The organism is Sphingobacterium sp. KH_072 (genome assembly GCF_057837975.1).
Genome location: NZ_CM174457.1, coordinates 1,563,009 through 1,585,888, shown reverse-complemented (window position 1 = coordinate 1,585,888; position 22,880 = coordinate 1,563,009). Strand labels below are relative to the sequence as shown.

The 22,880-nt window shown below is 41.9% G+C and carries 21 protein-coding genes; 6 read left to right on the top strand and 15 right to left on the bottom strand.

Going from position 1 to position 22,880, the window contains the following annotated elements:
• Positions 1-10: 10 nt before the first annotated feature.
• Genes pdeM through AC3IRT_RS07340 form a run of 7 tightly spaced genes read right to left on the bottom strand, consistent with a single transcriptional unit; the run spans position 11 to position 9,437 of the window.
• The gene (gene pdeM, locus AC3IRT_RS07370) at positions 11-670 is read right to left on the bottom strand and encodes a ligase-associated DNA damage response endonuclease PdeM (protein ID WP_489395747.1); all 660 of its coding nucleotides are present in this window, start codon (positions 668-670) and stop codon (positions 11-13) included.
• Entirely contained in the window at positions 667-3,135 is a 2,469-nt protein-coding gene (locus AC3IRT_RS07365; RefSeq protein ID WP_489395746.1) for a ligase-associated DNA damage response DEXH box helicase, read from the bottom strand. Before AC3IRT_RS07365 ends, pdeM begins: the two co-directional genes overlap by 4 nt.
• 4 nt (positions 3,136-3,139) lie before the next feature.
• Positions 3,140-4,729, bottom strand: coding sequence for an ATP-dependent DNA ligase (locus AC3IRT_RS07360; protein ID WP_489395745.1), 1,590 nt, complete (start codon positions 4,727-4,729; stop codon positions 3,140-3,142).
• A complete protein-coding gene (locus tag AC3IRT_RS07355; RefSeq protein WP_489395744.1) occupies positions 4,726-5,739 on the bottom strand; it encodes a ligase-associated DNA damage response exonuclease in 1,014 nt (337 codons plus the stop codon). Before AC3IRT_RS07355 ends, AC3IRT_RS07360 begins: the two co-directional genes overlap by 4 nt.
• Positions 5,740-5,798: 59 nt before the next feature.
• The gene (locus tag AC3IRT_RS07350; RefSeq protein WP_489395743.1) at positions 5,799-6,419 is read right to left on the bottom strand and encodes a response regulator; all 621 of its coding nucleotides are present in this window, start codon (positions 6,417-6,419) and stop codon (positions 5,799-5,801) included.
• Positions 6,412-8,397: a tetratricopeptide repeat-containing sensor histidine kinase gene (locus AC3IRT_RS07345; protein WP_489395742.1), complete on the bottom strand. Its 1,986-nt coding sequence runs from the start codon at positions 8,395-8,397 to the stop codon at positions 6,412-6,414. Before AC3IRT_RS07345 ends, AC3IRT_RS07350 begins: the two co-directional genes overlap by 8 nt.
• A gap of 59 nt (positions 8,398-8,456) precedes the next feature.
• Positions 8,457-9,437 (bottom strand): hypothetical protein, encoded by a 981-nt coding sequence (locus tag AC3IRT_RS07340; RefSeq protein WP_489395741.1) that lies wholly within the window; start codon positions 9,435-9,437, stop codon positions 8,457-8,459.
• Positions 9,438-9,538: 101 nt separating this feature from the next.
• Between AC3IRT_RS07340 and AC3IRT_RS07335 the strand changes: the two genes are divergently transcribed.
• From AC3IRT_RS07335 to AC3IRT_RS07325, 3 genes are all read left to right on the top strand, one after another.
• Positions 9,539-10,033 carry a regulatory protein RecX gene (locus AC3IRT_RS07335; protein WP_489395740.1) on the top strand — a complete coding sequence of 165 codons (495 nt, stop codon included), beginning with the start codon at positions 9,539-9,541 and terminating at the stop codon, positions 10,031-10,033.
• Between the two features lie 237 nt (positions 10,034-10,270).
• Positions 10,271-10,570 carry a DsbA family oxidoreductase gene (locus AC3IRT_RS07330; protein WP_489396115.1) on the top strand — a complete coding sequence of 100 codons (300 nt, stop codon included), beginning with the start codon at positions 10,271-10,273 and terminating at the stop codon, positions 10,568-10,570.
• Positions 10,571-10,580: 10 nt separating this feature from the next.
• A complete protein-coding gene (locus AC3IRT_RS07325; protein WP_489396114.1) occupies positions 10,581-10,754 on the top strand; it encodes a DsbA family oxidoreductase in 174 nt (57 codons plus the stop codon).
• A 174-nt stretch (positions 10,755-10,928) separates the two neighbouring features.
• Here the strand turns inward: AC3IRT_RS07325 and AC3IRT_RS07320 are convergent, their stop codons facing one another.
• From AC3IRT_RS07320 to AC3IRT_RS07295, 6 genes are all read right to left on the bottom strand, one after another.
• Positions 10,929-11,318 carry a hypothetical protein gene (locus AC3IRT_RS07320; protein WP_489395739.1) on the bottom strand — a complete coding sequence of 130 codons (390 nt, stop codon included), beginning with the start codon at positions 11,316-11,318 and terminating at the stop codon, positions 10,929-10,931.
• A gap of 593 nt (positions 11,319-11,911) precedes the next feature.
• Positions 11,912-13,006, bottom strand: coding sequence for a GAF domain-containing protein (locus AC3IRT_RS07315; RefSeq protein WP_489395738.1), 1,095 nt, complete (start codon positions 13,004-13,006; stop codon positions 11,912-11,914).
• Positions 13,007-13,057: 51 nt separating this feature from the next.
• Positions 13,058-13,909, bottom strand: coding sequence for an IS3 family transposase (locus AC3IRT_RS07310; RefSeq protein WP_489393126.1), 852 nt, complete (start codon positions 13,907-13,909; stop codon positions 13,058-13,060).
• A complete protein-coding gene (locus tag AC3IRT_RS07305) occupies positions 13,906-14,184 on the bottom strand; it encodes a transposase (RefSeq protein ID WP_489393125.1) in 279 nt (92 codons plus the stop codon). Before AC3IRT_RS07305 ends, AC3IRT_RS07310 begins: the two co-directional genes overlap by 4 nt.
• A 112-nt stretch (positions 14,185-14,296) precedes the next feature.
• Positions 14,297-14,713 (bottom strand): response regulator, encoded by a 417-nt coding sequence (locus AC3IRT_RS07300; RefSeq protein WP_489395737.1) that lies wholly within the window; start codon positions 14,711-14,713, stop codon positions 14,297-14,299.
• A gap of 167 nt (positions 14,714-14,880) precedes the next feature.
• Positions 14,881-16,332, bottom strand: coding sequence for a sensor histidine kinase (locus AC3IRT_RS07295; RefSeq protein ID WP_489395736.1), 1,452 nt, complete (start codon positions 16,330-16,332; stop codon positions 14,881-14,883).
• Between the two features lie 236 nt (positions 16,333-16,568).
• Between AC3IRT_RS07295 and AC3IRT_RS07290 the strand changes: the two genes are divergently transcribed.
• The 3 genes from AC3IRT_RS07290 to coaA all read left to right on the top strand — a co-directional run bounded on the left by AC3IRT_RS07290 (position 16,569) and on the right by coaA (position 19,276).
• Positions 16,569-17,798, top strand: a complete 1,230-nt coding sequence (locus tag AC3IRT_RS07290) for a nucleoside recognition domain-containing protein (RefSeq protein WP_489395735.1) — start codon at positions 16,569-16,571, stop codon at positions 17,796-17,798.
• An 89-nt stretch (positions 17,799-17,887) separates the two neighbouring features.
• Complete coding sequence (locus tag AC3IRT_RS07285; RefSeq protein ID WP_489395734.1) at positions 17,888-18,259, top strand: methylglyoxal synthase; 372 nt, start codon at positions 17,888-17,890, stop codon at positions 18,257-18,259.
• A 63-nt stretch (positions 18,260-18,322) separates the two neighbouring features.
• A complete protein-coding gene (gene coaA / locus AC3IRT_RS07280; protein ID WP_489395733.1) occupies positions 18,323-19,276 on the top strand; it encodes a type I pantothenate kinase in 954 nt (317 codons plus the stop codon).
• Here coaA and AC3IRT_RS07275 read toward each other — a convergent pair.
• Together AC3IRT_RS07275 and AC3IRT_RS07270 are read right to left on the bottom strand one after the other, a co-directional pair.
• Positions 19,263-20,174 carry a mechanosensitive ion channel family protein gene (locus AC3IRT_RS07275; RefSeq protein WP_489395732.1) on the bottom strand — a complete coding sequence of 304 codons (912 nt, stop codon included), beginning with the start codon at positions 20,172-20,174 and terminating at the stop codon, positions 19,263-19,265. The genes coaA and AC3IRT_RS07275 overlap by 14 nt on opposite strands.
• Before the next feature lie 142 nt (positions 20,175-20,316).
• Entirely contained in the window at positions 20,317-22,797 is a 2,481-nt protein-coding gene (locus AC3IRT_RS07270) for a S9 family peptidase (RefSeq protein ID WP_489395731.1), read from the bottom strand.
• Positions 22,798-22,880 lie beyond the last annotated feature (83 nt).

Here is a 22,880-nt window from a genome sequence, read left to right as displayed (position 1 = left end):
TATAATTAAATTAACAACTCACAGCAAATAAACCATCTTCATAGATGGCATAACAAAAAGCCCCTTCGGGCACACAACTCGTGTCTAATCCGCTAAAAAGACTAAAGGCAGGTAATATCAATTGCCTATCGGACAATACAAAACATGGAAATCGCATGGTGCTCTTGCGACCAACGGGTACATGAACACCAGGGTGCAAATGCCCGCTGATGGTATGAACGGCAATCGGAAACTGGCGGTCGCCATGCGTAAAATGAATATTTCTGATGGCAAAACCATCTGCTAAAATACGTATTCCAAGATCTTCAAATCCTCGATCCGACAAGCGATCATGATTACCTTTTATCAATAGAAATTCGCAATTTGGACTTTCTACAATAATAGCCCTCAATAGGGCGACTTCCGAATTCATACCTGCATGAAGCAGATCTCCGGTAATCAATACTTTTACGGGCTGATAATGAATAATTAGATTTCGCAGGCGTTCCATATCGCGCGTAGCCACCTGTTGCGGCAGCGCTATACCAGATTTACGAAAATGTGCGGCCTTGCCCACGTGCAGATCCGACAAGATAATTGTTTTTTCGGCGGGCCAATACACCACGCGCTGATTCGTCAGTACCAATGTTTCACCCGCAAAATTAATCTCTTGTTCTTGTATGTTTTTCATCGTCTTTTTCCGAGACTCTTTCCACTTTCCTGCATTCGGCGTATGCGTGTTGCCAAATCTTCGCTAGAAAGTGATTGCCGCATACTGTCTACCTTGATAGGAAAGCTGAGCGGCGTAAACCCGGTGGCAAATCTAAAGATAATCTTGCTGTTATTTATACGTTTGAACGCGCTTTGTAGTCGAGGTTCTTCCAATTGCTGGTTGAATACCTCCGTGTAGGCCTGTCGAAGCAATAGATTTTGTGGATCATGATCTTCCAACACCTGAAAAATAATACCCGATGAGGATTGTAGTGACTTATTATTTTTTTGTGCGCCTGGAAATGTCTGTACAACCATTCCAGATATTACGGCGATATCCCGAAACTTGCGCTTGGCCATCTCGGTCGAGTTTATGCTAGACAAAACATCTTCCATTAAGTTCTCTGTGCTTAATATCGATCGAAGTTGATCCTCACTCAATGTAATCTCGGTGTCGGAGAATAACTCAAAACCATAATCATTCATCGCCATCGAAAAGCTGATGGGAAAATATCGACTAATGCGATAGGCCATCAGTGCCGCCATCACTTCGTGAATCAACCGACCTTCGAAGGGATACATAAACAAATGATAACCTTCCTTAGTTACAATCAATTCGACGAGGAATTCGTCTTCTGCCGGAATATGTGAGAAGCTTTGCTGCCGGGCAAAAAGCGGATGTAAGAAACGTAGCTCTTGCTCTTTGGCCGAGGGATGTACCGAACGCGCTAATTTCTGCCGCAAAAAATGACTAAGATTAGAACTTAAAGGTAGCCGGCCGCCCAGCCAGCTCGGCGTGATGGCTTTTCCAGAGGATAAACGTACGTAGGTGGTCATTTCCTTGATCCTCACTAATTCCAATACGCGACCGGCTAAGATAAATTTATCTCCTGCTTTTAGTTTAGAAATGAAATATTCTTCGATCATACCCACGTAGCCACCAGAAGTAAATCGCACGCGCATCATGGCTTCGCTGACAATCACACCCAAATTCATGCGGTGCAACATCGCAATGCGCCGTTTGGTGACGACCATCAATCCGGCCTCATTTTCCACGACTTTGTGAAACTCTTCGTAATTAGCGCCGATCTGTCCACCGCGCGTGATAAAAAATAAACACCAAGACCATTCATCTTCCGTGAGGTACGAGAAAGCATGCGTGTCTTTCATCGTGGCCATCATTTCTGCTGGGCGAAATCCGCCGCCCAAAGCAATCGTCACCAGAAATTGTACAAGCACATCAAAGGTTTGCACCATCGGATCGCGAGATTCGATAGTATTATTCTTGACCGCTTCCTTCAAGGCTGCTACTTCAATCAATTCCAAAGAATGGGTAGGCACCACATATATTTTCGATACCTCAAAAGGCGAATGCCCACTTCGACCGGCTCGCTGCATAAAACGGGCAACGCCCTTGCTCGAACCAATTTGTATCACCGTGTCGACCGGCTTAAAATCCACGCCCAAATCCAATGAAGAGGTCGAAACGACTGCTTTCAGTTTTCCTGCGCTCAATGCATCTTCGATCCATTCGCGAATCGCGCCATCGATCGATCCATGGTGCAACGCGATCTGGCCTGCGAAATCGGGATATGCTTCTAAAAGCAATTGATACCACATCTCACTTTGGCCGCGCGTATTGGTGAATACGATCGTAGATTTACTGGCCAGAATGATCGGCACCACTTGCTCCACCAACTTGCCACCCATGTGGCCAGCCCAAGGCAATACTTCTACTTCCTCGGGATATACCGGCTGAATATCGATTATTTTCTTTTCGGTTGCTATGATCTTCACTCCTTTCAACGGCGCAGGAATCAGTACTTCCAACGCTTGATCTAAGTTGCCTATCGTGGCAGTAATTCCCCAGATTCGGAGCTTTCCATAATTGTGGCGCAAATAGGCAAGTGCCAATTCGATCATCACACCGCGCTTCGTGCCCAGCAATTCGTGCCACTCATCCACGGCGATACAGCGCAAGGATTTAAAAAACCTGTCTCTGGCTTTTTGTGCCAAGAGCAGGTGCAGACTTTCTGGCGTGACGAGCAATACATCGGGCATCTGCTTACTTTGTTGCTGCTTGCGCTTCACATCGGTATCGCCATTGCGCACATCCACCACCCAATCTAGACCAATCTCGTTAATAGCTTCTTGCATGGCGCGCGCCAAATCCTTCGCCAAACTTCGAATCGGCGTCACCCAGATCAATTTTAATCCAGGGCGGTATTGATTTGGGTGATTCATAAAATCTTGCAATACCGCCAGAAAAACCGAAAACGTTTTTCCAAAACCTGTTGGCGCAACGACCATACCGCTCTTACCACTAGCATAGGCCGCCCATGTTTTTTCCTGAAAACTGAATGGTTGATTTCCCTTATCGGCCATCCAATTCGCGATCATCGTGTAGCCATCTGTCTGACTACTTTTCTTGACGGACATCCTCATGCTATCAGGTACTGGAAGGGATTAGCTTTTTTATTTCTTCGATATGATCAATGTCGGCCACAGTTTTATCTTTGCGCCAGCGCAAAATACGCGGAAAACGTAGCGCCACACCCGATTTGTGCCGATTACTCAAAGCAATTCCTTCGAATGCGATCTCGAAGACCAACTCGGGTTTCACGGTACGTACTGGACCAAATTTCTCGGTAGCATTACGATTCACAAATCGGCTGACTTCTTGTATTTCTTTATCCGTCAAACCCGAATACGCCTTAGCAATCGTCACCAATTCGTCGTCGCGACGTACGGCAAAGGTGTAATCGGTGTAATAAGCACTTCGTCGTCCGCTTCCCTTTTGTGCATAAATTAGCACAGCATCAATGGTCAAGGGATCGACTTTCCATTTCCACCAATCGCCTTTTTTGCGACCGCTATGATAGGGCGAAGCCAAATGTTTGAGCATCAAACCTTCACTATTGCGCGAACGCGCATCTTCGCGAATGGCTGGTAATGCATCCCAATCAGGGCTAGCAATCACTTCCGACAATCGTAAGGGAGTCGCGGGATTGCACGCAACCAATTTTTCTAATTGTGCGCGTCTTTCAGACAATGGCCGATCGCGCCAGTCTACACCATCATACTCCAAAAGATCGTACAGGTAGACCGAAACGGGAATATCGGCGAGCATCTTCTTCGAAATCACCTTTCGGTTCAATCGTTTTTGCAGTTCACTGAAAGGTAACACTTGATCGTCTCGAACGGCAAGCACTTCCCCATCAATCACAAAATTACCTTCCCAACTAGCCAGTGCAGCGACAATTTCAGGAAATTGCTCGGTCACGAGCTCCTCGCCACGCGACCATATAAAGACTTCGCCTTCCCGTTTGATAAACTGCCCACGGATGCCATCCCATTTATATTCGGCCTGCCAATCGAAGCGATCGCCCAAATCGGGCAATGCTTTTTCTAAAGCGTAGGCGAGGCAGAAAGGATATGGTTTAGACAATTCCGTATCGCTATAATGACCTTTCACCAAAAGATCGAAGACCACTTCTTCCCTATTCCAATACCCCATAACACTGTGTGCTACAACACTTTCCTCCATCTCATAAAATCGTGCTAAAGCATTGATGAGTGTTTTGGAAGATACACCGATCCGAAAACTACCGCCTAGTAACTTATTGAAAATGAAACGCTCTTGTGGAGGTAAGGTATTCCAGGCTTGTAATACAAAAGCTTTTTTATCGGCTTCGGATTGTTCTTTCAATAAAAGAATGTCCAACATCCATTCTGACAGGGTGCGCTCAACGCTATGAGATGGCGCCGGCAGTACCAAAGCAATGGTTTCGCCAAGATCACCCACTGCGGAATACGATTCTAAGAAAAGCCATTCGGGAATCTGCGTGACTTCCATTGCCCATAGCTTCATTAAGGTGGTGGTTAATGGTCGTTTTGGTCGCTTACCAGTAAACAAGGCCAAAAACCACAACTTATCTTTCTCCTCGCCATCGCGCAAAAATTGTTGGATAGCATCCAACTTAGCGGTCGTTTTATTAGTGCTATCTAGGGCAAAAATCAGGTCTGCAAATGCTTTCATGATTGAACCTCCTTATTTTCGGGACTTTCATCCTCTTCTTCTTGTCCATATTCGGTAGGCACCACATCTGCCGATATACCAATCTCATTAAGGTATTTCGCAAACACCGCCGTTTGTCCGTGCGTCACGTGTACTTGTTCTGCTCCGGTGGCTTTTACCGCTTCGATCAATCCTTCCCAATCCGCGTGATCGCTAATCGGAAAGCCCGCATCGGCACTGCGCCATCTTCTGGCGCCACGCACTTGCATCCATCCAGAGCAAATGGCGTGCGCCATGTGCGGTATTTTTTTGATTACTTTAGATTCTAATAAGGAGGGCGGTACGATCACGATACCCTGATCCAAATGTTTTACATCTTCTCGCAAATCAACAATTTCATATTTTGGGAGTTGCACACCAATCTGCTCGAAAGCCAGGTTCAATTTACCAATTGAATAATGCACGTATAGCGGACCGGCTTCTTTCAGTGCCTGCATGATGCGCTGCGCTTTCCCCAACGAATAACCGACAAATACAGAAGTTTTTTGCTGCTCTTGATTGTGTTTGACCCATTGTTGTAGTTGCTCATTCTGTGTGGCCACCGGTTGCCAGCGGTAAATTGGCAAACCGAACGTACTTTCGGTGACGAATTCATGGCATTTGACGGTTTCGAATGGAGTTGACAAACCATCCTCTTGGATTTTATAGTCGCCCGAAACGACGAAGACTTTACCTTTATATTCTAAGCGGATCTGTGCAGACCCAATGATATGCCCAGCCGGATGTAATGAAATCTTCACGCCATTGCGCGAAATCGTTTCATTGTATCCAATCCCCTGTACCGAAATATCGGCACTAATTCTAATCTGTAAAATGGGAACCGTATAGTGATGACAGAGATAATTTTTCATGCCCCACTTGGCGTGGTCTGCATGTCCATGCGTGATAATAGCATAATCTACCGGCTTCCACGGATCAATATAAAATTTGCCTGGCTCGCAATAGATTCCTTTATCGGTAAATGTCAACATAGTACAAGAAGCAACATGCTATTGGTGCGTTTTGTTTGCGTCTCTGGTACAGCTGCAGCTTAGATAAATTTCATCTCGGTAGCCCGATGAATGAGGGAAGCGACATTATTGACTTTAAATTTTTGCAGTAGATTGCGTCGGTGACTTTCTACGGTGAGCGGACTGATAAACATATTTTCAGCAATATTGCCCGTGGTCAATCCTTGCGCCAGCAACAAAAGAATCTCCTGTTCACGTCTTGTGACAATAGGCACGGTATGATCAGCCTGCTTCAGCATTTCTTGCATTTCTTTTGCAACGATTTTCTCGCCTCGGCAAACGGCTTGTATGGCGTCTATCAATTCTTCGGCCGATACATTTTTTAGCAGATAACCGGCCGCACCGTGTTGCAGCATACGGGTCGCTACGCTAGCTTCATTGAGATTGCTTATCGCAATAACCTGTATGTTGGGATGTCGTTTTTGTATGATTTGTATCGCTTCGAATCCGTCCATGTTGGGCATATTGATATCTAATAAGACCACATCTACCGATGCTTTTTCTAGGAACAAGATGGCTTCGCGAGCATCCTCAAACGATTGACTTAACTGTATTTCGTCTGCACCGGCCAAGATATACTCAAAGCCGCGTAGTACTAAAGGATGATCGTCTACTACAATTACGTGAATGTGTTCAGACATGTGTATGGAATGTTATGTGAATAGAAACACCTTGGCCTGGTGCGGTATCGATCTCCATTTGGCCATTGAGCATGTCGACCCGATTTTGAATATTCTGTAATCCAATACCACGTGACCTTGCTTCGACTTCTCCTTTGTCAAAACCTCGCCCATTATCCTCAATGGATAAGTAGAACTGCGCATCATCTTTGCTGCATTGGAGCAATACTTGCGAAGCCTGACTATGGCGTACGGTATTGGTCAATAATTCTTGCGCGATACGATATACGCCCGTCAGAAATCGTTGCTCGTAATGGCCAGATAAATTGGAAGCACTAAAATCTACCTTTAGCGCAGCATGTTGCATGCTGCGGCACAGATCACTAAGTGCAGCTTCCAATCCCATCGTGCGCAACGATTCGGGCATCATATTCCGCGCTACGCGCCGCACCTCATCGACAGAATAATCGACTTGATGTATTAATTCTTGCAATGGATCGTCTTGTTTTTTGTAGACGTTTTTGTCATTCGCTGCCGATTGTGATACAATAGCGGATAGCTTAAGCTTGATTCCAGCCAAGATACCGCCCAAGCCGTCGTGCAAATCTCTGGCAATACGACTGCGTTCTTGTTCTTCACCGTGTACCATCGCATTGAAAATCTGTAGCTTTTCGTGCTGGGCATTCAATCGTTTACGATTTCGCATGCTGCTGTAACCAATGAAAACAAACATGAGCAACAAGATTAAGCAGAATAATAAACTGATGATCCAACCTCGTGTGCGTATTAGGGTGATTTGCTGTGCTTGATTTTTTTCCTGTGTGCGTAATAGCTCTCTTTCTTTCTCCGCTGTTTGGTATTTTTTTTCCAACTCCAAGATCCGAGTCTCGTCTGCATCTACTGCTAAAGTATCGACTACGGTTGCGTATTTCTTATACCAAGCTGCAGATGCTTCGTAGTTTTGTAGATCGCTTTCTATGATGGCCAGATTATAATAAAGACGCTGCTTATTGCGCCAGATGGCGGTGTTCTCTACATAAGGTAGTACTTGCATCAGTGCTTGCTTGGCTTCTGGCAAGCGACCAGCATCACGGTAGGCTTCGTATTGATCGAATAATACCGTCGCGGCGAGCGATTCGCTTTTCAGTGCGCGCGCTGAAGCCAAACCTTTATCAAATTGGGCAAAAGCTTTGTCAAATTGTCCTTTTTTCTTCCAATAACTACCATAAACGGTATAATACATTGGTCCGTAAGTCGAATGCGGAATTAACTGGAGTGTTTTTGCAGCTTGCTGTAGCAATACTTCTGCCTGATCGAGATGCTGTTGAAATATAGCGTTGCGTGCCGCATTCACATAAGCCGTCAACCGATGTTCGTCGAGTGCTGCATCGTAACGCAGCAGATCAATCGCTCGCTTATAATAGCGATCTGCTTGCTTGTAGTCCTGCATATTCATCAATGCCATGGCCACATTTTGGTAATTACTACCTAATAATGTGGTGTCACGAATGGCTGTTGCCATAGGAATAACGCGATGAATTAGTGCTTCCACATATTCACGCGCGCGTCCTTCCCGTTGCAATAGCGCACCGTAGCTAGACCATAAGCGGATGCGGTAACGAGTGGCGCGTTCGTTATTGACCTTACTTAGATTTTTTTCTGCGGCCATATACAGTTGTTTGGCCTTGTCTGAGTCGGCATCAAAGTATGTGGAAGCTTTATAAAAGTCGATGACGCCCTGTTGAAATGCTTGCTCCTTGTTTTTGGGAAGCAGCTTTTGTGCCTGATCGATATACAAAAATGCTTGTGCTGTATCGTAATCACCCCAAAAAAAGCTGAGATCTAATAGCGCAAAGGCTTTTTCTTCATTATCTGGCAGCACCTTGATCGTTTGGTATATGCTATCGCCATACTGCTTGATATCCTGCATGGATTGTGCCATCGCAGCATACGCAAACAGCGACAATAACAAGGTTGTAAACCAACGAAAAAAGTGCATAGGATCAGATGAATTCACCAAAAAGGAAAGTTACGGAATTAGCACTAAAATTCATGTGATTAACGCCAAATGACTTGTCCGCCTGCCAATTCTACTTTTGCATCACGCCAAATCACAGGAATTACACCTGGAGAATTAGCAGCTACAGGATCTACATTGTACACTTTACCATCGTTTGGAATGATTTTCAAATCCCACACAAACCCAAATGGACCCGTCTGTCTATAATTTGAACCGACCAAAATGTGATTGCCATCAGGCGAAAATACGCCTTCTGCTTCTTTGAAGTTACTTTCTGTAACTTTTACCGGCTCCGAACCATTCATGTCCATCGTATGCAAATGATTGCCAATACGCACTAGAAGCTGCGTTCCAGCAGCATTTACTTCCAAATCTCCCCAATCATCAAAAGTCATATTTTTAACCAACTGACCCGACGTATAAGGTGGATCTAAACGAATAATGAAGTTTTTGTGCGTGAGTAATAGGCTATTGCCAGGCAGCCAAAGCCGGGTCTCATTGATATCAAATGCCTCGCCATTGATATCGGTTAGACGGGTTACAAATTCCCCATTTCTGCGTACGATGGTAATGCCATCTTCGTCGTCATTAGACGTAATCATGATGTGGCTTTTGTCGTGTGACAAATATCCTTTACAATAAGCATTTAATCCAGGACTATTGTACACGAAGTTTTCTAGCACCGCATTGTCAGACATCTTACTGATGGTAAATCGAATTGGGTAAACGCCCAACGTACTTTCGTCTACGACTGTCAACCTTTCTTGTCCATCTCGAGAAACATCAAAATTGTTGAGTTTTGTATTATTCGGAATAAATGCGCCGCCAGTACCAGAGGGCATGGCGAACCGCAAAATTCCGTCGCTCGCCCAATCATAGTAAATAGTACCTGAAAGACCTTCTAATCCACCGCCATTATCGTCGCCACCAATGTCGTTGTCTTTAGAACAACCACTAAAAATGATTAGTGCAAAAAGGATTATGCCGTACGATTGTACGGATGCAAAATATGATTTCATAAGCTCTAGTATTAAGTGTGCTATCTAAACTTAAATTTCGGACTATATGTTTTGCGCAGCAATCCCCAGAAACCAGTATTTTTGTAGGAAAGCGATTTGCAATGTCAGAAACTGAACGTCCGAAAAAAGTATATACGCCCATGCAAGCCCGTGCTAAAGCAGAGCACTACTGTGCTTTTCAGGAACGGGCACAACAAGAAGTGCGTGACAAGTTGTATAGTTGGGGTTTGCATATGCAGGATGTCGAAGCCACCATCAGTCAGCTCATCGAAGATAACTTCTTGAATGAAGAACGATTTGCCCGCGCTTATTCGCGCGGTAAATTCAAGATGAAAAGCTGGGGCAGAATCAAGATTAAACAGGGCTTAAAACTCAAACAAATATCTGCGCCTTTGATCCGGATAGCGATGACGGAGATCGATGCCAGTGAGTACTTTTCCACGTTAGAATCCCTGATCAATAAAAAGGATCGCCTCATTCGGGAGGAGAATCATTTTAAAAGAAAGCACAAACTTTTTCAATATGCGCTTGGGCGTGGCTATGAATCTAATGTTATAGCTGAAGTGATAGAATCGCGTAGCGAAGGTCATTTGTAGGTTATAAATTAGCGTTTTTTTCTCTTATATTTACAATTATACATACAGATTGTATATTTATCTTTTTGAGTTATTATTATTGTATACAAGTTTATAGTGAATACAGTTGGTGATAACCAATTTAAAAGATATGAAGGTAGAAATTTCGAGTGATGTCATATGTCTCCATTTTGTTATATAGGCAAGCGTAGTTTCGATTCGGCATTGGCGTAATTTGAACATAAAGATCAATTAGAGATAGTTTGGAAAAGTTTTCAGTTAGATCCTGATCTACCAGAAATTCCTGTTGATAATGTAGCTGATTACATGTTAAAAAACAAAGGTATCAGCAAAGAACAAATGGAGGGTATGTCTGGTCATATTACAGATTCGGCTCACCGTGTTGGTTTGGACGATTTTCATCTGGACAAGCTGATTATGGTAAATACCTTCAAGTCGCATCGGCTTATTCAAATGGCCAAAGAAAAGGGCTTTGGCGACCAAGCAGAAGAAGCATTATTCAGCGCTTACTTCATAAGAAGGCAGAAATGTAGTTGATGTAGAAACGCTGAAAGCGATTAGACAATCGGTCGGACTAAGGTTTGAAGATGTAGATGCTGCTCTAACTGATGATAAATATAGCTATCAGGCCAAACAAGAGATGCAAGAAGCACAAAGTATAGGTGTTACAGGTGTACCATTTTTTGTATTTGATTGGAAATATGCGGTTTCGGGCGCATAGCCAACAGAGCCGTTTACCCAAATTCTCGATAAATCGTTCACGAAATGGCGGGCAACCATCCCTACCAATAAATTCGTGGTAACTCAAGGTGATAATTGTGCGACGGATGGTTATGGAGCTTGTTAAACACAATGCCAACGCTAAGCCACATCTTACGATAGGCTTAGTATATTTTTAGACGGCTTCTCGTAGTGCAAATTCTGCTAAAAGCGCTGTGCTGTACTGTTCCCACAATAAAATTTTACTTTCCTTTTGCCGGATTTTAGATGTCGCTAATTCGTGGTTAATTACAGCATTTAAATGCACGAAAATTGAGGTCGGGGATCCATCTCCTTGATAACCTTCTTCTGATAGCATTCCCTGTAAGTAAATACGATAATATTTCACAGCAAATTCTATCGGATTTAATAAAGAGATATTCTTTCCTATCAACTCTCCATAATAGCTACATAAAGCGTGTAAGTATTCTGCAACAATATCTGCATGAGTAGCCGTATTGTATTCGGTATTATATTCAAGCTTTACTAAGTCGAGTACATCTCCAATTCTCTTATTTAGTTTCATAATAACTTAGTTATTGGTATAACCATTACAAATATATCATAATAATAAACATATTTTCATACGTATGCGATTTAATTTTTAAGATAGCATATTTGCAATATTTTTTATTAGAGATACGAATTACAAGTATGAGCAGATTTTTATTAGATCAATATTTGATTAAATAATAAGTAAACACTTCATTTATAGCATTTAAAATTTATGCAGTATACCGCTCTCCGCAGTAATTGTGGTTAGCATACATCGGTTTATATATTCAGCTTGTACTGGATTTACATGGCATTATAGGCTTTAGAAATTACTCTTATATAACAAAAGAAACATAAGGCTCTATACAGACCATCATGTCTAGCGCGATGTACTAGAAATATTTCAGCATAAAATGTGGAGGATCGTAATTTTTAAAAACAGGTCTTTATCGGTATAAACGATACTCCTTACGACGTCGTAAGGAGTATCGTTTAGGAGCAATTATACAAAGATTTCGATCTCCAAAAATTTTATTAAAAGTACTTAACTAGATGATCAATGCAGGTTAGCAAAAAAAGTTTACGATCTAAAAAAACACTTATTTCACTAACCATGTTAGAGAACTAATCATTTTTAGCACCGCTAAATAAAACACTTTGTATTTCACGATCCAATTTATTGGCCGCTTGAATAATCATATCTATCTCTTCATTGAGCGGTGTGTTACCGAGTTCTTTCCAAATTTGCGTAATACTCAAAATGGAAGATAGTGGCCCCCTAAAGCGATGCGATTGTAAATCGTTAATCCATTGCAATTGTTGATCGTTTTGCTCTGAAATATTTTCGACGCTATTTTCAGGAAAAATAGGGAGCGCATGATAAGATACACCTACCAATTCTCCATCCAGACCATAAGACGGGCTAAAGTGACTGTAAGAGTTTACACCACCCCAGCATATACCAGATTTTGTCTGAACAGATATACTTTGCCCTTCTAAAGCGCGATTGAAGTTGTTCACAAAATCAGCCATCGTCACATCGCCGATGTATTCCCTAATGTCATCTCCGACTCGAATTTCACGCTTCAAGTTGTCGTAAATTAATTCAGACAGGAATGGATGACATTTTAGAACGACGAAATTTTTGTCCAACAAAAGTGTCACCATTTTCGTGTTATTAAATAGTGATTCGCGGCGTATGAGATGCTCATCCCATTGATTGAGTTTATCATTGATGGTTGAATTAGCATCATCATGATCTACTAAGACAACTAATTGAGTGGCTAAAGTGTTTAGTAATAGACGTTGTGTATTTGTTATTCTTGTAGGTATGTCGTTATAAACACAAAGATAACCGAACACCTCTCGCCTGCCGTTTAGTAGCGGAATTCCAGCATAAAATTTTATTTGAGGACACGCCTTTCCTAGAGATAAATCACACAGCTGTTTTATCGAGGCCAAATTTTCGATGATCACTAAGTCGCTTCCTTGCTGTAATCTGTATGGTAGTGAATCGTGTATAGGAATCGTACTTAGTTCAAAACCGTGGTTATAGAAATTGTATTGATGTTGATCGTCCAGCAAGGCAATGGTAGCAAATCTGGCTGAACATACGTTAATGGCTGCGGTAACAACATCACGCACCTCTTGTTCGTTGGTAGTTTGAATTGCTGGTATTTGGATAGATGGAATCGCAAGTGCAGGTTGTGGGTTTGGCATGTTATAGTACTCCCTTTTTGCTGGACAGCAATAGTTCAAACTTAAGTTTATTTACGACACTTTTTTATTATTTTGATAGAATACCTGATTTGGGGTAAAATGGTCCATAGACTGATGTCTTCTTTCCGTATTGTAAAATTCGACATACCGTTTCACACCTTGGAATAACTCCATGCCACCGTTAGGTGGGTTCAAATAAATGTATTCCTGCTTCAATGACCTCCAGAACCTTTCGATAAACACGTTGTCCAGCGCTCTTCCTTTTCCATCCATTGATATACTCACACGATTATCCTTGAGGACTTTGGTAAAGATCGGACTGGTAAATTGTGAACCCTGATCGGTATTGAATACTTCAGGAGTGCCGTGCTCTGCTATTGTTTCCAACAGCACATCCCTGCACCATTCCACCGTCATGGTATTAGAGATACTCCACCCCACAATCTTTCGACTATACACATCTATAATGGCGAACATATACATGAAGCCTCTAAACATAGGAATATAAGTGATGTCGGCCTGCCAAACTTGGCTTGGCCGCTCTATCTTTAAGCCTTTGAGTAAGTACGGGTATTTGTAATGTGTTGCATTTGCTTTACTTAGGTTCTTCTTTGGGTAAATGGTCCGAAGGCTCATTAGCCGATATAAACGCCGTACGCGCTTGGCATTTATACGATACCCTAGATCTTTGTTGAGATACGCAGTCATCCGTTCCACACCGTAAAATGGACAGTCCAGAAACTTGCGGTCAATTAGCTTCATGATGGACTGATTCAACAAGGATTCACCTTTAGGCTTGAAATAATAGAAGCTACGCTGAAGATTCAGCAGCTTACACTGCCCCACAATACTTAGCGGTTTATATCCTGGGGAAACAAGTCCGCGCCTTTCAATCATGCTCATTTCCCCAATACCTTTTTTAAGAAATCAACTTGGATCTGAAGTTCACCAATCTTGGAATAAAGTTCTTTCTCTTTAGACTCTTCTTTCTGTGTAGGTTTCTCTGAACCGAACACCGTGTCAGCTTTCTCCAGAAATTCCCGTTTCCAAGCGGTGATCTGTGTGGGATGAAGGCTGTATTTGGAAGCACGTTCCTGCATGGTACTAACTTCTTTAAGGGCTTCTAAGACTACTTTGGTCTTGAAAACCGGACTGAATTTTCTACGCTCTTTTTTCATTTTCAACTGTTAAATTATCGAATTTAATCAGCTGTCCAATATTTGGGGAGTATTATATGTCGTATGTAGTTAGTTTTCGTAATGCAAGTTGCAATTTTTTGACACGTTGCTCTCAAATTTCATCCGCTTCATTCTGATTTTGGCATATTAAAGCAAAATTCTCCTTTAACAAAGGTTTTGTCACATAACTTGTCACTTCTTTTTTAGACAAGCTCCTAAAACTATCCTCAGGCGATACCGAAGAGCTCACGATATATAATTTGGTCTTTTCAAGCAATTGTCGCCCACTCAGCTGATCTACCAATTCCCAACCATTCATTAGAGGCATATTAATATCGACTAATAATATATCAGGAAGTGATTGACCCTGTGCGGATCGAGTGATGTAATAATCGTAAGCTTGTTGTCCGTCAAAAAAAGCAATAAATTCCAAATCTTTACACAACAACGAAAAATTCACCTTACATACATAGTGAAATATTGGATCATCGTCTACAACACATATTACCTTTTTTGATATTTTAACCATAATATGAACTGCGTACTAGAGAATAGAGTCCTTAAAAATTGCAAATAGATTAGTTACTATTTTGTATTCTTTAAAGATTAGAAAATTAAAAAACCTATTTATAATATATTTTTGTTTTTTTTCCACATATTGATCTACCACTAAGCTGCTAGCTAAAGCTATCTCTATCATTTAGATAAAGTAAAAAAAACTGTTGTACCATGATTTAGCTTTGATTCTATCCACACCTCTCCGCCATGAAGTGCGACGATCTTTCGACAAGTTGTTAGGCCAATACCACTGCCCGGATACGTTTCCTCGGAATGAAGCCGTTGGAATAAGGTAAAAATTCTTTCCAAATCTTTATTAGCGATACCAATACCGTTATCGCTAACACTAAGTAACCAGCAATTTTCTTTTTCAACCGATTTTATATGGACCTCGGGTATACCATCTTGCTGATGAAACTTTAATGCATTACTTAATAAGTTTTGAAACAGTTGGTATAAAAAAGTGGTATGACCAGGCACCGTTGGTAGTGAATCATAATTAATAACCGCTTTTGTATCTAAAATCTCTACGCGCAAATCCATTTTGACGAACTCAACGATCTCCTCTAATTTACATGCTTGCTTGGTAGACTTGCAGTCTAGTTTAAGATGATCTAACAAAGATTTTAGCATTTGAATAATACGACCTGCAGAGTTCTCTATCGATTGAAAATAGTATAGATCCTCATTCTGAAGTTTTTTACGAAGAGTTTCTCGCAACAGGCTTGCTACGCTAATTATGGAGTTCGCAGGACTTAATAAATCATGAGATGCAGCGAAAGTAAATTGTTCTACATCTCTCGTTTTACTAAGAAGCTGACGATGAAGTTCCTTCAGCGCGAGCTCGGCATTTCGCTCCTCAGTCAGATCATGGGTTACTTTAGAAAAACCTATTACAACACCATCCATATCGTGAATTGCAGTAATCGTGACGTTACCCCAAAATCTTCGCCCATCTTTACGTAAACGCCAACCTGTAGTATTCGCACTACCTAAGTTTCTAGCACTTTCCAGTAGTGAAAAAGGCAAACCGGCATCACGATCTTCAATCGTGTAAAACACCGAGAAATTTTTTCCCACAATTTCTTCTGCAAAATATCCTTTAATACGCTCCGCTCCACGATTCCAATTCTTTACATTGCCCTCAGAATCCAGCCTAAAGATGGCATAATCCTTGATTTCGCTAACCATGTCCACGACTTGTTTATCATCCATATTGATGTATGGCATAATCCACATTGCAAAACCACAAACATGATCATCGACATCGCGCAATGACGCAATTTCTACCGAAAAAGAAGAACCCTTTTTCTTGTTTTTCAAGTAAAATTGGCGATTGCTACGATCATTTGTAATTAGTTCTTTGACTATTTCTACTTGCTTTTCTTCAGGTAGTTCGCCAGCCCCTATCAATTGCAAAAAATTGACTCCCAATGGATTACTCACGCCTTCTGGGAGAAATTCTTCTGCATGCCCGTTGTAAGAAGTCACAAATCCTGAAGAATCAAGAAAAAACAAAGTATAATCTGAATGTCTTACAGATCCGTGGTACTTGTCGCGGTTTACGATAAAATTATCTCCAAAATGCATACGATATGCTTATTTCTCTTGTTTTGTAGTAAAATCGATGATAATTGTCGGAAAGTTTGTCATTACTTTAATGCTCAGCCGTGCTATGTACAAACATGGAGAATATAGGTGCATATCGTTTTGATCAGCGACTTTTATTGCTTTTTTTACGTGCAATTACCTATTATTTGTTATACCAAAAGCTAATTCAGATTTTTCTATAAAATGTGTACATTTACCCCACAATCCACATATATATGGCGCTTAATTACGTTTGGGTATCATTTTTTCTGATCACCTTTGTCGTGGCACTCATAAAACTCATCGGAGGAGATACCGAAGTTTTCCAACAAATCGTTAATTCACTTTTTGAAAGTGCGGCGAATGGCGCTACCATCAGCATAGGCCTCGTCGGGATGATGACCTTCGCGTTAGGCATCATGAAGATTGGTGAACGTGGCGGCATGATAGATATTTTTGCTCGGATTGTCGGTCCTTTCTTCCATAAGCTATTTCCAGAAATACCTAAGAATCATCCCGCACTAGGATCGATCTTGATGAACTTTTCGGCGAATGCCTTGGGGTTAGATAATGCTGCTACGCCCTTAGGGCTAAAAGCAATGAAAGAATTGCAAGAGCTGAATCCACAAAAGGAAACAGCTTCCAATGCGCAGATTATGTTTATTGTGCTCAATGCCTCCAGCTTGACACTCTTGCCAATATCCATTATGGCTTATCGGCAAGAGGCAGGCGCTGCGCAGCCCTCAGATATCTTTCTTCCAATTTTAATCGCAACCTTCTTTTCTACTTTAGCCGCGCTGATATTGGTCGCTATTTATCAACGTATAAACTTACTAAACAAAACTATACTGGCCTATTTGGGTGGTTTATCTATTTTGGTTTTCGGCACCTTATACTACTTCAATACGCTGAGCCAAGAACAAATCGGTGTATTATCACGTGTAGTAGGAAATGTGACGTTGTTTACCATTTTCGTTTCCTTCATTGCACTGGCATTATTTAGAAAGATCAATGTGTACGATGCATTTATTGAAGGTGCAAAGGAAGGATTTGATGTCGCTGTTAAGATTATCCCCTATTTAGTAGCGATCCTAGTCGGTATTGCCGTATTTCGAGCCTCTGGCACAATGGATTATCTGGTTGATGGTATTGCATTTTTGTTGGCTAGCACAGGGATGGATACGAGTTTTGTGGATGCACTTCCTGTGGCTTTTATGAAACCGCTCAGTGGATCTGGAGCACGTGGGCTAATGGTCGAATTAATGGCAACCAAGGGTGCAGATGATTTTGCTGCACGTGTAGCTTGTGTTATTCAAGGGTCTACAGAGACTACATTTTACGTATTAGCAGTTTACTTTGGTTCAGTAGCGATTAAAAATACACGGCATGCACTGCCGTGTGCTTTACTGGCTGAGCTTGTCGGCATTATCGCCGCAATCGTAGTTTCCTACTTGTTTTTTGGATAAACCTTGCGGAAATAGTATCTTGTAATAATGTACATACGTTCGTGCTTCGCACGAAGACAGAGATAAGTTATATCCCTACTCCATAAAAAATGAAGACAATCGCTCTTGTAGCACATGACGGTAAGAAAGCAGAAATGGTTGCTTTTGTAAAAGATCATAAAGATTCCCTTTCGAAAGCGCATATCGTAGCCACTGGTACGACAGGCACTTATGTAAAACAAACTGGCCTTGAAGTAGAATTAAAGTTGAGCGGTCCAAAAGGTGGCGATGCGCAGATTGCCGCGCTGGCGGCAGAAGGCAAAGTCGATGGTATTATTTTCTTCCGTGACCCTTTAGGAAAGCATCCTCATGAGCCTGATATTCAGATGCTTATGCGTATATGCGATTTATACAATGTACCATTAGCGACCAATCCCGCGACAGGTAGCTTGATCTTGGATGGTTTATTAGCTTCTATTTGATTTAAATGTTAGGAAAAATATAGATCTATAGGTTTATATTTGTGCCAGCAAAACTAGTACATCATGTCTTCAATACAAGAGCAAACGTTGACCAATCCATTTCGTACATTTACGAAAGAAGAATGGAAAAATCTTAACGGCAAACGTTCGCACAATATGGCTGCTGCCGATTTGGATCAACTACGTGCGCTCGGTGAGCCATTAAATATTGCCGAAATTGAGGATATTTATTTCCCTTTGTCTAGCCTTATTGAGTTGCATATACGGCAGTACCGCTCTCTTCATGCACTAAGCAATGATTACTTTCATCGCGAAGAGAAACGCTTACCTTTTATCATCGGAATAGCTGGTTCGGTAGCCGTGGGTAAAAGCACAACTGCCAGAGTATTGCAGAAGGTACTATCCTTATTGCCAGAGAATCCTAAAGTAGACTTGGTCACGACGGACGGTTTTTTGTACCCCAATGCCGAACTGATTGCTAAAGGAATATTGAATCGAAAAGGCTTTCCTGAAAGCTATGATACGCGCCTGTTGCTCAACTTCCTGTCGGAAATGAAGTCTGAGAACCGAACCTACCAACTGCCTTTGTACTCGCACATGGTGTATGATATCGTGCCAGATGAATTTCAGACTATTTCGCAGCCAGACATTTTGATTGTAGAAGGCATCAATGTACTGCAGGTAAACTCACAGAAGCAATCTGGAAACGGGGTTTTCGTTTCCGACTTCTTTGACTTATCCATTTATGTGGATGCCGCCGAAGAGGATATCGTTAGTTGGTATATTGATCGGTTTGAGTCGCTTCGCGCAACCGCTTTTCAAGACAACAGTTCCTACTTTCACAAATACGCGGACATGTCGCCCGAGGAAAGTCAGAAAATGGCTAGTGGAATCTGGAATGAAATAAACAGACCAAATCTACATGAGAATATACTTCCGACACGTTACCGCGCGGATCTCATTCTTACGAAAGATGCGCAGCATTTTGTGAAAGAAGTAAAAGTTAGACGGATTTAGAAGTGGTAGCACTCTGCTCGAACTTCAAAACTTCTTTTAGTATTTCGTTTTCGAGTCGCCGATGTAGTTTATTGCTATTGCTTACCGCATGAAGATCTATACGATACTTCACATAATCTTTACCGATCTCCACCACTTTTAGTTCCATTTCTTCCCCGTCTTGCAGATTGGGGTGCGCCTGTAAACTTTCGCGTAATGACGCTTCCAACAGCTCCACCTCGAGGGCGACATCTAATGGCAACTCAAATTTCACCGCAAATAAACTAGATGGATGCGCTGAATGATTGGTTAACGTAGACGTAAATACCATATTGTTGGGTACCATGACCATATCATCTTCTTCATCTTGAAAAACAATATTAGCTAAAGTGATATCAATAATTCGCCCCTGCTGATTTCCTACACGTATGCGGTCGCCAATGGATAACTGATCAGAAAACATGATGATCAAGCCGCTAATCATATTAGTAATATAATCACGAAATGTAACGGCTATCGCCATCGCAACAATCGTTAAGCTGGTTACGAATTCTAATGGATTGATACCAAAAAAGATCATCATGGCAATGATCGCACAAATCGCATTGGCGACAGCTGTTAGTCTATTCACTCCCAAAACGAAATTACCTCGTACAGCACGATTGGCATTTCGCGCATGGTAAATGGCTATAAAACTATACCGTATAATTGAAAAAATAATACTCGGTATTAAAAAAGTATATGCCGCCAACAGCATCTGCATCGGAAAACTACGAGTCCGCTTAGATTCAGGGTTCAGTGCATAGATTTCCTCAAACTGCACTTGACTCCAAATCAAGATTCCCGCTATCACGATCTTCAAAATGAAAATCAATATCTGCCTAGAGCGACGTTTATTATTCGGATAATCCATATTCATAGTAGGCTAAAGTAGCTAATTTTCCATTTATTTTTATAGCCGCTGTCTTTTTTCCTGCAAAACAAATGCCCATCCGGTTACGGATGGGCATTTGCACTAAAAGTAGCTTTCGTGATGCTACAATACGTGATAATGATGTAATCTATCTAGCTAAAGGCTTTTCGCGATTCATCTCCATCATATCGACTTCATCCATCTTTGAGTCACCGATCAAATGTTGGGAGAAATAGTCGGCCATTTTCCAGAAGAAATATTCCGTCATATCGCCAAAAGCATGCCTCTGGCCAGGCAATAGCAAGAAATCAAAGCGTTTATTGGCTTTGATCAGCGCTTCTGCCATGCGAATTGAATTGGCAGGGTGTACGTTATTATCAATATCGCCTGTGGCGATCAATAATTTACCTTTCAAGTTTTTGGCCAAGACCGAATTGCGGTCAATGTCGTAAGTAAAGGTGGTATCACCTTTTGCAGAGATCTTCTCTCCTACACCGTGGTGGCGCTCGCTCCACCAACGGTTGTAGATGTTGTTTTCGTGGTTGCCAGCTCCAGAAACCGCGACTTTAAAGAAATCAGGATATACCAACATTGCCGCTGTAGACATAAATCCACCGCCCGAGTGACCGGTAATGCCCACTCGGCTCACATCAATAAATGGATGACGATCTGCTAACTGCTCTGCAGCTACTTTTTTGTCTTCCAAACCGTAATCCCGCAAATTGCCATAACCATAGGTATGATACCATTGCGAACGCGCAGGATGTCCACCACGATTACCCACGGTAATCACGATAAAGCCCATTTGCGCCAAGCGATCAATACGATCCATGCTACGACCAAAGGATTTGTTTACCGCTTCGGTTTGTGGACCTGGATACACATATTCTACTAAAGGATAAGTCTTGGTCGAATCAAAATCAAAAGGTTTGTACATCACGCCATACAAATCCGTAATGCCGTCACCAGCTTTTACTTTGAATGGCTCTGGAAATTTGTATCCGGCAGCAAACAAAGCAGACAAATCCGACTTTTCCAGTTTCATGACCAAACGACCATTGGCAGCGTATAGGTTGGATTCTGGTGTGGTATTTACACGCGAAGAATTATTGACAAAGTAATTGCCACTTTCACTCGCTGTGATCTGGTGATCGAAATCGCCTGAGTTTAATAACTTAGGAGTGCCACCATTAAGGCTAACACTGTAGTAATGTAGAAAATAAGGATCTTCCCCATTTTCTTTGCCATTGGCAGTGAATAGAATGCTATTGCCTGCCGACTGATACGCTTGTACCTCGTCTACATTATACGTTCCAGAAGTCAATTGGCGTTGTAGATTTCCTTGGTTATCGTACAGGTACAAATGTCCCCAACCATCGCGTTGCGACCAGTGTACAAACTGCTTTCCATCATTCACCAAATAAGGTTTATGAATATCTTGGTACACATTCGAGCGTTCTTCTACCAAAGTACGTACATTGCCAATGATATCTACGGCCAATACATCTATGCGTTTTAGATCGCGGCTAGCGCGTGAAATATAGAACTCCTCGTTGTTGCCATGCCAATAACCCACATAACGTTTGCCGGTATAACTACTTTTGTCACGGTCTTTGCGCCAAACACCGATGGTCTGATTTTTATAAGCTGCTACGCCTACACGTTTTGGGGATAAGGTTTGTGCATCAAAAATATACAATTCCGTTTCGGTAGAATCCACCTCACCAGGCATCTGGTATTTGTAGGTTTCCAATGTAGGGCGTTTTGCAGCTACATTGTTGATAACCCACAATGGACTTAGATGACGACCATCTTTACGCGTCAACACAAAATGGCGACCATTGGGCGACCAGCTCAAATAAACCGCTTTACGTTTTTCCTCTTCTTCCTTATCGCCACCTGTGGTAATGCTGTACTCGTCGCCACCCCAAGCATAATTCAGCACGCCATCGGTGGTGAATTGATGCTCTACGATGGTACTATCTTTCTCATCTTTTACCGCTTTATCATAATCGGCCTTGCTCATCCAATACAGGTTGAACTTTTTCGCAAAGTACACGCGTGTGGTATCTGGATTGAAGTTAGCCCATGAAAGCGTGCTTTTTTCTTTCGTTAGGTCGCTGATTTCACGCAATGCCCCCGACGCTAGATCATATTCTAAGTGAAATACTTTCTTTTTTATTGTGTCTGATTTGTTTTTCAGCTTCGCGATTTCCTCTTTGCTCTTGATCGTATCTTTTGTGCTTTGCACTTCGAATTGGATGCGTTTTTCATCGTCAGTGAACCGTAGATCTTTCAAATCCAAGTGCTGCCCATCGAATGGATTTCGCACGATACGTGTGATCTTGGCCGCTAGCTCATCATGGTCAAAAAGTAATGATTTACGCTTAGCCGCAGGATCTACCAAATACCAGTTCTTACCAGCTGGTGAGCTGTACTCATACCAGAATCTGTCGGAATGATTAATCCAATTGGGTGATACAGTTGTAGAGTGTATCAATTTCTTTAATTTCTCGGGCGAGAATTTAGCAGCTAACGCATAGTTTGCTTTGTCCTTCGTTTTTTCCTTCTCTTGTGCGAAGGTTGTGGTAACCAAGCAAACTAAACAGGCTATAAAAAGTTGTTTCATTTGGTGAACTTGCTGTTAATTAGTAATAGATGTGGTCGAAATTACTCCATTTCAGTGCATATTCACACTAAAAAATGTAATAT